At 65.3% G+C, this 12,552-nt stretch carries 10 protein-coding genes; 7 read left to right on the top strand and 3 right to left on the bottom strand.

What is annotated here, in order from left to right:
- Positions 1-256: 256 nt before the first annotated feature.
- Together JOF48_RS18990 and JOF48_RS18985 are read right to left on the bottom strand one after the other, a co-directional pair.
- Entirely contained in the window at positions 257-2,371 is a 2,115-nt protein-coding gene (locus tag JOF48_RS18990) for a Stk1 family PASTA domain-containing Ser/Thr kinase (RefSeq protein WP_209683734.1), read from the bottom strand.
- Between the two features lie 138 nt (positions 2,372-2,509).
- Positions 2,510-3,916, bottom strand: a complete 1,407-nt coding sequence (locus tag JOF48_RS18985; RefSeq protein ID WP_209683732.1) for a LysM peptidoglycan-binding domain-containing protein — start codon at positions 3,914-3,916, stop codon at positions 2,510-2,512.
- Between the two features lie 165 nt (positions 3,917-4,081).
- Between JOF48_RS18985 and JOF48_RS18980 the strand changes: the two genes are divergently transcribed.
- Complete coding sequence (locus JOF48_RS18980; protein WP_209683730.1) at positions 4,082-4,453, top strand: Rv2175c family DNA-binding protein; 372 nt, start codon at positions 4,082-4,084, stop codon at positions 4,451-4,453.
- A 46-nt stretch (positions 4,454-4,499) separates the two neighbouring features.
- On the opposite strand, the gene JOF48_RS18975 is transcribed toward JOF48_RS18980, so the two are convergent.
- Positions 4,500-5,603 (bottom strand): polyprenyl synthetase family protein, encoded by a 1,104-nt coding sequence (locus JOF48_RS18975; protein ID WP_209683728.1) that lies wholly within the window; start codon positions 5,601-5,603, stop codon positions 4,500-4,502.
- A 212-nt stretch (positions 5,604-5,815) separates the two neighbouring features.
- Between JOF48_RS18975 and dinB the strand changes: the two genes are divergently transcribed.
- The 6 genes from dinB (at position 5,816) to JOF48_RS18945 (ending at position 12,509) form a co-directional block, all read left to right on the top strand.
- On the top strand, positions 5,816-6,973 hold the full coding sequence (gene dinB, locus JOF48_RS18970) for a DNA polymerase IV (protein WP_209684797.1): 1,158 nt from the start codon (positions 5,816-5,818) through the stop codon (positions 6,971-6,973).
- A gap of 243 nt (positions 6,974-7,216) precedes the next feature.
- Positions 7,217-7,594, top strand: coding sequence for a DUF3040 domain-containing protein (locus JOF48_RS18965; RefSeq protein ID WP_209683725.1), 378 nt, complete (start codon positions 7,217-7,219; stop codon positions 7,592-7,594).
- Positions 7,595-8,157: 563 nt separating this feature from the next.
- Positions 8,158-8,589, top strand: coding sequence for a division/cell wall cluster transcriptional repressor MraZ (gene mraZ / locus JOF48_RS18960; protein ID WP_209683722.1), 432 nt, complete (start codon positions 8,158-8,160; stop codon positions 8,587-8,589).
- Positions 8,590-8,902: 313 nt separating this feature from the next.
- Complete coding sequence (rsmH, locus tag JOF48_RS18955; protein WP_209683719.1) at positions 8,903-9,901, top strand: 16S rRNA (cytosine(1402)-N(4))-methyltransferase RsmH; 999 nt, start codon at positions 8,903-8,905, stop codon at positions 9,899-9,901.
- Positions 9,898-10,608, top strand: coding sequence for a cell division protein FtsL (ftsL, locus tag JOF48_RS18950; protein ID WP_209683716.1), 711 nt, complete (start codon positions 9,898-9,900; stop codon positions 10,606-10,608). Before rsmH ends, ftsL begins: the two co-directional genes overlap by 4 nt.
- A gap of 80 nt (positions 10,609-10,688) precedes the next feature.
- Positions 10,689-12,509, top strand: coding sequence for a peptidoglycan D,D-transpeptidase FtsI family protein (locus JOF48_RS18945; RefSeq protein WP_342591311.1), 1,821 nt, complete (start codon positions 10,689-10,691; stop codon positions 12,507-12,509).
- Positions 12,510-12,552 lie beyond the last annotated feature (43 nt).

The raw sequence follows: 12,552 nt of genomic DNA, 5'->3' as shown, positions 1-12,552 counted from the left end.
CATCGGCCTGGAATAGGGTTCTTGTCAGGCAAATCTCTAACGAGGCACGTTCCCAAGGGTTCGGCCAACCTTTTATCAAGCCATGACAAGAGGCCGGGCCGATGCCGGACCGCCACAGCGGACAAGTCACTTCAAAGGCACTGGTGAGAACACCAGGCCAGATGCGGCGTGAGTCACACTGCAGCGGCCCTGCATCAATCCTGCCAGCGGGCACCAGGCCTGCCAACAACTATTAGAGATGCGGCGTTGGGAGGGGCTAGATGACCTGCAGGACGATCGTGGAGCCTTCGGGGGCCTGTCCGCCGTCGGGCGTCTGGAAGCGGACGGTCCCAAAGAAGCCGCCCAGCAGGTTCTTCACCTCGACCTCGAAGCCCAGCGCCTTGAGCTCGGCTGTTGCGGCACCCACCTGCTTGCCGACCATGCTGGGGACGTCTATCATCTTGGGTCCCATGGAAATGGTCAGCGTGACGGTGTCGCCGGCCTTGAGTTCACCGGAGTCGGGGGACTGCGACAGCACGGAGCCGGCAGGAACGCTCACGCTGTTCTGCTGCTCGGGGGCCACGGCCGCCACGAGTCCCGCAGCCTGCAGTGCGGCTTCGGCGTCGGCCTGGGGCAGGCCGGTGACGGCTGGCACGGGAATCGGTTTGGGGCCGAGCGAAACCACCAGGTTCACGGCTGTGTTGCCGCGGAACTCCTCGCCTGCGGCGGGGTCCTGGGACAGCACGACGCCGGCCGGGACCTTTTCGTCATACTGCTCGGTGACGCTTCCCACGGCCAGGTTCCCGTCGGCCAGGGCCGTCTTGGCGGCGTCGAGGGTGCCGCCCGCCACCTGGGGGACGGCGAAGAGGACCGGGCCGCGCGAGACCAGCAGCGTCACGGCGCTGAATTTGCGCAGCGACTCCCCGGCGGACGGGTCCGTGTTGACCACGAAGCCCTCCGCCACCTTTTCGTCAAAGATGCCTGAGGTTGGCACATTGTCGAAACCCGCCGTGCGGAGCAGTTCGGTGGCCTGCGGGACAGTCTTGTTGTGCACATCGGGTACATCGGCGAGGGCGCCGGGACCAAAGCCCAGGAACCAGCCGGCAGCCGCGGCGAGCACGGCAAGGAACACCACAAGCAGGGTCCACAGCAGGGCCCGGCGGCGTGGATGCGCCGGTCCCAGCGTGGTTCGCGGAGTGGATGCCTCCCTCAGGGCCTGCTTCCTCTCAGTCTTGTCCAGTGCCTTCGCCTGCCGCTTGGAGAGCCTGGCCGGGGGTGCATCGTCAGCCCCGCCGTCTCCGGAAGCAGGCGCAGGGTCGGTGCCGGGATCAGCGGCGGCGGGGTGTCCGGCGTCGGGCAGGTCCGGATACAGGGAAGAAGGAAGGGGCATGACGGAGGTGGCGAAACTGGTGGCCGCAATGACGGTGGTGGCCTCGGATGGAATCGCCTCGGTGAACTCCCCGGTGTTGGCAAATTCCTGGTCAAAGGGCGCGGCGATGACCTCGGTGCGCGAGTTTGCGTCGGCGGCAGGGCTGCCGACTTCCGGCTCGCCGGTGTCCAGGGTCCGGCGGATGTGGCGCAGGTCCTCGAGCAGCGCAGCGCCGTCTGCCGGGCGGTGGTCGGGGTCCTTCTCCGTCATGTAGCGGACCAGCTCATCCATGACGGCGGGCAGGCCCGGCACCAGCAGCGACGGGGCGGGCACGTCCTGGCGCGCCTGCGCCGTGACAATGTCCCGGTCCGTGCCGGTGAACGGCTTCTTCCCGGTGAGGAGTTCGTAGAGGACGATCCCGGCGGAGTAGATGTCGCTGCGCGCGTCACTGCCGCGGCGCAGTGCCAGCTCGGGGGCAATGTAGTGGACGGTGCCGAGGAGCTCGCCGGTGAGGTTCGCGGCGCTGGCGGCGTGGGAGAGGCCGAAATCCCCGATCTTGACCCAGCCCTGGCGGGAGATCAGCACGTTCTCCGGCTTGACGTCGCGGTGGACGATCCCGGCCGCGTGGGCTGCGGCGAGCCCTTCCACCACGGGGTCCAGCAGGTCCAGGGCCGTGCGGGGGCTCAGCGGGGCGCGCTGCCTGATGACGTCGCGCAGGGTGTGGCCGTCGATGAACTCATAGACAAGGTAGGCGTGCTCGGGGCTCACTGCGTGGTCGTGGATCTGGACCACGTGCGGGTGCGAGAGGCTGGCTGCGCTGGCGGCCTCGCTGCCCAGTGCAGCGATAAACGCCGCGTTGCTGGCGAGCTCGGCCGGGAGGATTTTCAGCGCAATGTGCCGGCCCAGCCGGAGGTCCTTGGCCCGGTAGACAGTGGACATGCCGCCGTCCGCCACCTTGGAGAGAACCTGGTAGCGGCCATCGACAATGGACCCGATCAGGGGGTCAGCGGAGACTTCTTGCACCCTTCCATCTTAAGAGTTGAAACGGCAGGGGCCCGCCAGCAACACCGTGCCGGCGGACCCTTTTCGTTGAGAGCGTAGTTTATTTCCCAGTGTGCGCCCATGACGGAGGGCGGCTGCCCGTGCGGGCGGGCGCACGTCCTAGCGGAAGAGCTCGCGGTTGGCCTTGATGCCGGCAACGTAGTTGACGGTGTCCGGGAACAAGCCGTTGACGCTGACCGAGTACTGGCCCTGATAGTAGCCGGCGATGGCCTCGTCCTCGCTGACGCCGCCCTGCTGCAGCGCCCGGATGATGGCCACGCCCGCCGTGACGTTGTCCTGCGGGTCCAGCAGGTTCAGCGTCCGGCCCACCAGGCCCGAGGCCCAGTCGCCGGCGTCGGGGATGACCTGCATGGTGCCGATGGCGTTGGCGGGGGAGACCGACTGGTGGTTGAAACCGGATTCCTGCATCGCAAAGGCCATGGCAAGGGCAGGGTCCACGCCCATGCTGGCAGCCGTGCGGGCCACCATTTCCTTCATCTGCTCCTGGTTGGGGGAGGGTGCCGACAACAGCGCCAGTTTGTTGCGGTTGGCGTCGTTCACCACGGCCTGCGGGTAGGTGTAGTGCAGGAAGGTGCTGGGCACCTGCTGCTCCGGGGTCAGCTCCACGGGCGCGGTTTCGGGCACGGCAGTGATGGGCGTGATGTTGCTTGCGGCTGCGCTGACGCCCGGGATCTGCAGTGTCTTCCCGGGGTAGATGGTGGCGTTCGCATCGGCGTTGTTGGCCGCCACCAGCGCGCCCAGGCTCACGTTGTGCGCCGCGGCAATCGAGGACAGCGTGTCCCCGGCCTTGATGACGTATGCCGTTCCCGAGGGTGCCGGCGTCTTCTCGGATGCCGCGGCAGGTGCCGGCGCCGCCGGGCTGGCGCCGAACTTGACGGCCTGCCCGGGGTGGATCACCGACGAGTGGTTGAGGCCGTTGAGTGAGTACAGGCTTTCCAGGCTGGTGCCCTGGCTGGCGGCAATGCCGCTGAGGGTGTCCCCTGCCTTGACAATGTACTCGTTCGACGGCGCACGGCCCGCCCCGGCGTCCGGCTGGGCCGCGGGGGCGGTGCCGGAAATCTGCAGGAGCTGCCCGGGGTGGATGATGTCTGAAGCTGCCATGTTGTTGCGTTCCAGCACGGAGCCGGTTGAAACGCCGTAGCCGGCAGCGATCCCGGAGACGGTCTCACCGGCAGCCACTGTGTGGACGGTGGCCGGGGCCGTGCGCAGGAACCCGGTGACGGACGTTTGCTGTCCCGGGCTCATGGCGGTCACCGCGCGGGGCACGGAGCTGGCCACCGCGGTGACGGAGACGTTGCTGCCGAGGGTGCGTGCCTGGACGGCCGCGACGATGGCTTTCCCGTTCAGGGCGCCGTGGCTGCCGGAGGGCTTCATCTCGGCTTTGGCCGGTGCGGCGGCTGCGGGGCCGGCAAGGGAGAGGGACGAGAGCATGACAACGGGGATGGCAGCAGTGGCGACGGCTGCCAGCTGCTTGGCGCCTGTGGCCGTGGGACGTGGGGAACTCATGGGTGCATACCTCAGTTTTCCGTTACAGATGATGCCATTGGGAACCATGTTACTGATGTGACTAACTGTGAATTTACACCAAACTCCAAGGAATGTGGGGTTGCTGTGTGCATTTCAGCACAGAATTAATCAAAAGGGTGCATCATTTGCACGGCCGGACCCAACATGTGGGAACCTTTGTGTGTGAGTAATGTTGAAAACATAGTTAAAGAGTGGTTGCCCCTGCCTGATGTGGCCGAGATGCTGGACGTCTCGATCACCAAGGTCCACGCGCTGGTCAAGGACGGGTCCCTGCTGTCCGCCCGCGTGGGGGAGCGCAACATCCGCGCAGTCCCCGCCGAGTTCATCTCCGGCGACCATGTGCTGGAAAGCCTGCGCGGGACCATCACGGTCCTCCATGACGCAGGATTTGAAGATGAAGAAGCCATTTTGTGGCTGTTCACCGACGACGAGTCGTTGCCCGGCCGGCCCATCGACGCCCTGCGCGAGGGACGCAAGACCGAGATCCGCCGCCGCGCATCAGCCCTGGGCTGGTAGCAGCCGGGACAGGAAGCGCCCGGGCAGTTGTGGGTGCAGGAACTGCCTAGGCGGTTCGTGACACCGCGCCGCGGCCCAGCGCCGACAGCGCCCCGGCAACGGACGCATCGATCGGCAGCCGGGCGAGCGCGGCGAAGGCCGTGCCGCTTAGCTCGCCGATCATGTCCTCCGTGCGTGCAAGCGCCCCGGAGTCGACCATGATGGCGCACATGCGCTCAATGTCGGCATCGCTGAGGTCCTGGCGGCCCAGGTTCCGGTCGACAAAGGTGCGGTCCGTTTCGCCCGCGTTGTCGATGGTGAGCCCCACCAGCACAGTGCGCTTGCCCTCGCGCAGGTCGTCGCCGGCGGGCTTGCCCGTCTGGGCCGGGTCGCCGAAGACGCCCAGGACGTCGTCGCGCAGCTGGAACGCCTCGCCCAGCGGCAGGGCAAAGGCGCTGTAGCCGCCCAGCAACTCCGCGGACGCCCCGGCCAGGGCGCCGCCGAGCACCAGCGGATGCTCCGAGGAGTACTTTGCGCTCTTGTACCGGATGATGGCCGACGCGCGGGCCACCGCGGTCTCATGCGGCTTGGACGGCCCGGCCACCTCTTCCAGGATGTCCAGGTACTGCCCGGCCATGACTTCGGTGCGCATCAGGTTGAACACCGCCCGGGCCCGGCTGGCCGCGCCGGCGCCGATGCCGGCAAACATTTCCTCGCTCAGCGAGAGGCAGAGATCGCCCGTCAGGATGGCGGCTGCATGGCCAAAGCGCTCGTCGTCCAGGGCCCAGCCGCTGTCGCTGTGCAGCGTGCTGAACTGCCGGTGCACACTGGGGCCGCCGCGGCGGGTGTCTGAACGGTCAATGATGTCGTCGTGGATCAGTGCGGCCGCCTGGAAAAGTTCCAGTGCCGCTCCTGCCGCGATGATGGCCGGGGCGTCCGCGGCCCCGCCCGCCCCGCGCCAGCCCCAGTAGCACAGCAGGGCACGCATCCGTTTGCCGCCCGTGACCAGGGTCTTGATGGAATCCACCAGCACCAGCGTGGCGGGGGAGATGCCTTCCATGAGCACGCGCTTTTCCGCCAGGAAGCTGTTCAGTTGGGTTGCGACGGCGGCAATGAATGCCTCATGCTCGGCTGCCATGGTGGCGGCAGCGGTGTCAGGCGTTGCGTTCATGCTCTCTGGGGTCCTTGCTGTGGGTTAACTGGTGCGGCCGTTGCGCCAACAGAACTTAGTTTAGCCATGTTGCAGGACCTCTCCCGGGCCGTTGTTGCCTACCTCACGAAAGTATGTTCGCATAGCTCCGGCGCAGTCACTAGAATTGGGCTGTGAGCAATCTTCAGCCCCCGGTGCCGGGCAGCGCGCCCGTGCAGGAGGGCTGCACCATCATGCACGTGGACATGGATGCCTTCTTTGTTTCCGTGGAACTGCGCAAGCGCCCGGAACTGCGGGGCAAGATGGTCATTGTGGGCCACCCCGAAGGCCGGTCCGTGGTGCTCTCCGCCTCCTACGAGGCCCGGGCCGCCGGCGTGCGTTCCGCCATGCCCATGGCGACGGCGATGCGGATGGCGCCGGCCGCCGTCGTTATTCCCCCAACCCACGGGCTGTACCAGCAGGTCTCGGCCCAGGTCATGGCCGTGTTCCACTCCATCACCGACACCGTGGAGCAGCTCAGCGTGGACGAGGCCTTTCTTGACATCAGCGGGTCGCTGCGCAGGCTCGGCACGCCACTGGAGATTGGTGCCCTCATTCGGCGGCGCATTGCCGCTGAAGTGGGCATCACGGCATCCGTGGGGATCGCCTCAAGCAAGTTCGTGGCCAAGGTCGCATCCACCAGGTGCAAGCCGGACGGGATGCTCCTCATTGAAAAGGAGCGAACCGTGGAGTACCTGCACACGCTGCCGGTCGGGGCGCTGTGGGGTGTGGGCGCCAAGACCCGTGAGGTGCTGGCTCGGCTGGGCATTTTCACGGTGGCCGATGTTGCGGCCACGCCTGTCAGCTCCCTGCAAAAGGCGCTCGGCACCAGTGGCGCGGCGCTGCATGCGCTGTCCTGGGGGATCGACCCGCGGCCAGTGACGGGGGAGCACAGGGAAAAGAGTGTCGGGGCGGAGGAAACCTTTGCCGAGGACACCGTCTCGGACGAGGTGCTGACGCGTGAACTGCTGCGGCTTTCACACAGGGTGGCCGGGCGGCTGCGTGAATCCGGGCTCAGCGGGCGGACCCTGGCGCTGAAGATCAAGTACGCCGACTTCTCCACCATCACCCGCTCCAAGGCTCTCGGGGCCGGAACCGACAGTGCCGGGCAGATCTACGCCGGCGCGGTGGCCCTCCTGCAGGCGCTGGGCCGGCGGCCGCAAAGCGTGCGGCTGATCGGCGTGCGGATGGAACGCCTGGATGCCGTGGACAGTGCGCCCCTGCAATTCACCCTGGATCCCAGGGATGACAACTCCCGGGCCGCCGAGGTGGTGGGCGATGCCATTGCCGCCCGGTTTGGCAGCGCCAAGATCGTCCCGGCCCGCCTGCTGAAGCCGCCGCCCGCGCCGTGAAATTGGGGGAAAGCCATGAGTATCCCGGGTGTTCGCGACACGGCTTTTAGTTCGGTCAAATCAAGCCTATTGTTAGTACTAGGAGTTGACTCAATGACAGCTTCACGGTCCGTTGGTTTGTGCAGGGGTCGCAACGTTCGGCGCAGGTGCCGGCCATGGCGGTATTCCAGGCGGAACTAAATGGAGCGTTGGAAACGTTAACAGAGTTAAGACGCCCACGGCCCTGACCTGAAGGAGGTCGTCATGCCCCTCTCTGAACACGAGCAGAGACTGCTTGACCAATTGGAACAGCAGCTCCATGCGGAAGATCCCAAATTCGCCCACGCCTTGTCCTCGTCGCCATCGCGGTCAATGTCGACGCGCAACATCGTCATCGGTGTCCTGATCGGCATCACCGGCCTGCTGGTCCTGTTGGGCGGGGTGGCCACCCACCTGATCGTCCTTGGCATTCTTGGCTTCCTGGTCATGGGTGCTGGAGTTTATGTGGCCATTTCCCGCCCCAAGTTCTCCGACACCCCCGGTGCAGAGCACAAGACCGGAAATGGCGCACGGCCCAAGCAGAAGAGCGGCTTCATGAACGGCCTGGAAGAAAAGTGGGAGGAACGCCGCCGCGAACAGTAGGCGTTCATTGCGGCCCCGCGGGGCCGTCTCCAAGGTGACGGCGGGTTGACGCCACACCCTGCAGGCACACGGCAATGCAAAAAAGCTCCCGCTTCGGGGGCTTTTTTCGTGTCCGGGCCATTATTCGAGGTAACCAGCTGCAGGCAGCTTCCGGGCGCCGGTGCCGGACCTTTCCGGCGACCGTGCAGCCCGCCCCTCCGAACCTGGCTGCGGGCTGCCCCGGCCCTGCTCCGCAACGCTCCATTTGTATCCACCCCCACCTGTCCCAGGGATCCCTGCAATGCTCCACTTTCATCCACAGACTCCGCCAGATGCGGAAAATAGCGCCCCGCGGGGTCCTTTTTGGTTGAAAAGGGCCCGGTGAAGGGGAGGCGCCGCGTTTTTCCCTCCACCGCCAACCACTCTCCGTGATCCGCGTCATTGCGGGAAATATTTATGTGAAGTGCGTCAAACACGCCCGGAAAGAGAGTTGACGGTGGAGGATTGTGGAGTAATGTGGAGCACGTAAGAGGGGAGTGGGGTAGGAGCGGTCACCAGGTCTCGACAATGAAGGTGGTGGGGGAATGTTTCTCGGAACACACTCACCACGCCTTGATGAGAAAGGCCGGATCATTCTTCCCGCAAAGTTCCGAGAGGAGCTTTCCAGCGGACTTGTCCTGACCAAGGGGCAGGAAAACTGCATTTACGTCTTCAGCGCAAGGGAATTTGAAAAGGTTCTGGCCCAAATGCAGGATGCACCACTGTCCAACATGGCGGCCCGTGACTACATTCGAATTTTCCTGTCGGGAGCCTCAGATGAGGTGCCGGACAAGCAGGGCCGGGTCACCATTCCGGCAACGCTTCGTGCGTATGCAGGTCTCGAAAAGGAACTGGTGGTCATTGGTGCCGGCAGCCGGGCAGAAATCTGGGATGCAGGCGCTTGGGCGGACTACCTCAGTGCCAAGGAAAGCGCGTTCTCAGCAACAGATGAACAAGGCATTCCCGGCATTGGCTAGCAAATAGTCCACCACTTGCACCACCAGCAGGAAACGGAAAGACGCAGCCAAGTGGCTTTCCAAGGTACGGACGGCGATCTTGGATGAGATCTCCAGCCGCCCCGCAAGGCCATTCCTGGCTCACCTTCCCCGGAGCCAGGCCTGGCACGGCGTGGCGCGGAGGGGGATCTGGTTCAAGAGGCAGCCCACAAAGACGCGGGCGGCGGTCCTGGCCACAGCAAGAACGCACCAAAGCAGTTTGTTCGATTATCAGCATTGCCACGGGGGATAAGATTTCCCCTCCCGGTTTTGACCGAAGAGAAACGGAGTCGTGATGACGTCGGAAACCCCCACGCCACCTACGTCCGAACGCCACACTCCAGTTCTGAAAGATCGCTGCATCAACCTTCTGGCCCCGGCCTTTGACGTGGCCCGCGCCGCCGGACGCACCCCCGTTGTCATAGACGCGACCCTCGGCATGGGCGGCCACAGTGAAGCCATGCTGCAGAGGTTCCCCGACCTGCACCTGATCGGCATCGACCGGGACACAGAGGCACTGGGCCTGGCCGGCGAACGGCTCGCCCCGTTCCAGGGACGCACCGACCTGGTCCACGCCGTCTACGACGAGATTGCAGAGGTTCTGGAGGACCTAGGCATCCCCGCCATCGACGGAATCCTCATGGACCTGGGCGTCTCCTCCCTGCAATTGGACGAGCGCGACCGCGGATTCGCCTATTCCTTCGACGCACCGCTCGACATGCGCATGGACACCAGCCGGGGTCAGACAGCCGCCGACGTAGTTAACAGCTACTCGGAAGAGGAGCTGGTGCGGATCATCCGCAAATGGGGCGAGGAAAAATTCGCGGGCCGCATCGCCAACCACATCGTGGCGGCGCGGGACAGGGCCCCGCTGACGCGGACAGGCGAGCTCGTGGAGATCATCCGCAACGTGGTTCCCGCCGGCGCCTCCCGCACCGGCGGCCACCCCGCCAAGCGCACCTTCCAGGCGCTGCGCATTGAGGTCAATGAGGAGCTCAGCGTCCTGGAGCGGGCCATCCCGGCCGCGGTTGACGCACTGGCACTGCACGGCCGGGCCGTCGTCATGTCCTACCACTCCCTTGAAGACAAGATCGTCAAGGCCGTCTTTGCCGCCGGATCGACGTCGTCGGCCCCGGCAGGCTTCCCCGTTGAGCTTGAAGAGCACAAGCCCACCTTGAAACGCCTGACCAAGGGCACGGAAATACCAACAGACGAAGAAATAGCAGAAAACCCCCGGGCGGCCTCGGCACGTCTGCGGGCCGTGGAAAAGATCAGGGTCAGGAGCGCCACATGAGCAAGGCAGCACCACGCAGCAACAACGCAAGCCGGATGCCCATCAGCGACGGCTCGAGCGCCCGCGCGTTGGACATGTCCCTGCCGGTTCCTGCGCCGGTCGCGGAAAAGACCGCCGCCCGTAGCAAGCCCCGGACACCGCTCTCACTGGTCGTCTCCACACCGCGGAAGGGCCGCCAGCAGCTTTTGGTGATTGTCTTCATGGTCATCGTCGTCGCCCTGTCAGTCGTGCTGGCCATGAGTATCTCCGTCACCAAGGGCCAGTACGAACTGGTGGGCCTTAAAAACCACCAGGCAGACCTGATCAAGGCCAACCAGACACTCGAGCAGGAAATCGCGGCCAAGGCGGCACCCCAGGAACTCGTGGCCAGTGCCGCAGCCCTGGGCATGGTTCCCGCAGACAGCACCGGCCAGATCGACGTCCGGAACAAGAAGGTCAGTGGCACCCCGCAGCCTGCCAAGGCGGACACCAAGGGCCTGGTGGTCATCCCGCCGGCCGCCGTGGACTCGCTCCGCGAAGTTCCGGCCAGTTCGCTGCCGCCCGCCGACGCGGCGCCGGAAGAGAAGCCCGTGAGCCCGGCAGCTGCCGAAGCCAAGGACGAAAAGGCCGCAGCCAAGGCAGAAAAGGCGGCACCGGTGCCGGCAAAACCAGCCGGACCCGACCTGAACGGCGGCACAATCCCGGCGCCGGCGGAGCAGGACGGCTAGGCTAAATCCCACACACCCGCAGCAAAAGCGGGAGAGACGGCAACAGGCAACAACGCGCACGCGACAAGCAAGGAACAGCAGTGGCACAAAAACCCGCCCAGTCAGCACACGGTGCAACTGCCCAGCAACTGAACAAGGTCGGCCGCGGACGCATGCGTATCGGATTCATCATCATGATGGCTGCCCTGCTGCTTATTGCCGGGCGGCTGGTCATGGTGCAGGGCCTGGACACCGGCAACATGGCCCAGGCGGCGGAAAACCAGCGCACGGTGGTGCAGAAGCTGCCGGCCGTCCGCGGCAAGATCATCGACGCCAAGGGCAATGTCCTGGCGGAGAGCATCGTGAGGTACAACATCACGGTCTCCCAAATCAACATGGGCAAGTACGAGGAGTACGGGCACCGTGTCGTGGATGAGAAAACCGGGAAATCCAGCATCGTCGAGTACACCAAGGACGAGGGCCTGAAGCAGCTGGCGGACCTGCTCAAACTGCCTGTGGACCAGGTTGTGCAGGCAGCAACCGGAGACAAGAGCTTCAACTACATCACCAAGGATGTCAGCCCACTGGTGGAAAAGCAGGTGGCGGAGCTGGGCATTCCCGGCATCTACTCGGAAGCCGTGACCAAGCGGGTCTATCCGATGGGTGCGGTGGGCGGGCCCATCGTGGGCTTCGTCGACGCCGACGGCAAGGCCCTGGCCGGCATTGAACAGACCATGGACGCCAAGCTCACGGGAACCGACGGCAGCAGGACTTACCAGGCCGGCAAGAACGGCATCATCATTCCCACCGCCCCCGTGCGGACCGATCCGGCGGTGGACGGACAGACAGTCCAGCTGACCATCGACCAGGACATCCAGTACTACGCCCAGCAGGCGGCCCAGCAGCAAAAGGAACAGTACAGCGCCCAGTATGCCAGCGTCAGCGTCATTGAAGTGGCCACGGGCAAGGTCATCGCCCTGGGTGACAGCGATTCCTACGACCCCAACAACGTCGGCGCCTCGGACCCGGCCAATATCGGCTCCCGCACCGTCAGTGCCGTCGTGGAGCCCGGCTCCACCAGCAAGATCATGACCGCGGCCGCCCTCGTGGAAGAGGGCCTGGCCACGCCCATGAGCCACTACCTGGTGCCGCCGGCCTTCACCATCGACGGGCAGACGTTTACGGATGCCTTTGACCACGGCACGGAACAGCGGACCCTGGCCGGTATCATCGCCGACTCCATGAACACGGGCACCGTCATGGCAGGCTCCGCACTCACGCCGGAGCAGCGCTACGACTACATGCGCAAGTTCGGCGTCGGTGAAAAGACCGGCATCCAGCTGCCCGGCGAAAGCCCCGGCATCCTGGCAGACTGGCAGAACTGGGACGGCCGCCAACAGTACACCGTCCTGTTCGGGCAGGGTGTCGCCCAGACCCCGCTGCAGACCACCATGATCTTCCAGACCATCGCCAACGACGGCGTCCGCCTCAAGCCCACCATTGTGGAGTCCTACACGGCCGCCGACGGCACCGTGACCAAGGAGCCCACGGCTCCCGGGGTCAAGGTGATCAGTCCGAAGACGGCACAGGACGCCCGCGATATGCTGGAGGGCGTGGTCACGATGACCGACTACAAGGTGGTTGGCATCCCCGGCTACCGTACGGGCGGCAAGACCGGAACCTCAGAGGCACCCGCGGACAACGGCGTCGGATTCGACGGCTACACCTCGTCCTTCATTGGCATGGCGCCCATGGAGGACCCGAAGTACGTGGTGGGCATCACCGTCCAGCGCCCGCAGGGAAAGATCTACGGCGTCACGCAAGGGAACACCTTCAACCAGGTGATGGGGCAAGTGCTGCGCAGCTACGACGTCCCGCCCTCCACCACGCCGCCGGTCGAACCGCCCAAGTTCTACAAGTAGCCGCCGCCCCGCGCCCCGGCCATTCCGCCACACCAACCAGAGG

It is taken from the genome of Arthrobacter stackebrandtii, assembly GCF_017876675.1.
In the GTDB taxonomy this organism is placed as follows: Bacteria; Actinomycetota; Actinomycetes; order Actinomycetales; family Micrococcaceae; genus Specibacter; species Specibacter stackebrandtii.
The sequence above is the reverse complement of the archived record's forward strand: the minus strand, read 5'-3'. Positions and strand labels throughout refer to the sequence as shown.

Excerpts from the sequence above, each read along its gene's own strand:
- rsmH (WP_209683719.1), top strand. The coding sequence starts at position 8,903 with ATGACGTCGGAAACCCCCACGCCACCTACGTCCGAACGCCACACTCCA.
- JOF48_RS18975 (WP_209683728.1), bottom strand. The coding sequence starts at position 5,603 with ATGAACGCAACGCCTGACACCGCTGCCGCCACCATGGCAGCCGAGCAT.
- JOF48_RS18980 (WP_209683730.1), top strand. The coding sequence starts at position 4,082 with ATGTGGGAACCTTTGTGTGTGAGTAATGTTGAAAACATAGTTAAAGAG.
- dinB (WP_209684797.1), top strand. The coding sequence starts at position 5,816 with ATGCACGTGGACATGGATGCCTTCTTTGTTTCCGTGGAACTGCGCAAG.
- ftsL (WP_209683716.1), top strand. The coding sequence starts at position 9,898 with ATGAGCAAGGCAGCACCACGCAGCAACAACGCAAGCCGGATGCCCATC.
- JOF48_RS18985 (WP_209683732.1), bottom strand. The coding sequence starts at position 3,916 with ATGAGTTCCCCACGTCCCACGGCCACAGGCGCCAAGCAGCTGGCAGCC.
- mraZ (WP_209683722.1), top strand. The coding sequence starts at position 8,158 with ATGTTTCTCGGAACACACTCACCACGCCTTGATGAGAAAGGCCGGATC.
- JOF48_RS18965 (WP_209683725.1), top strand. The coding sequence starts at position 7,217 with ATGCCCCTCTCTGAACACGAGCAGAGACTGCTTGACCAATTGGAACAG.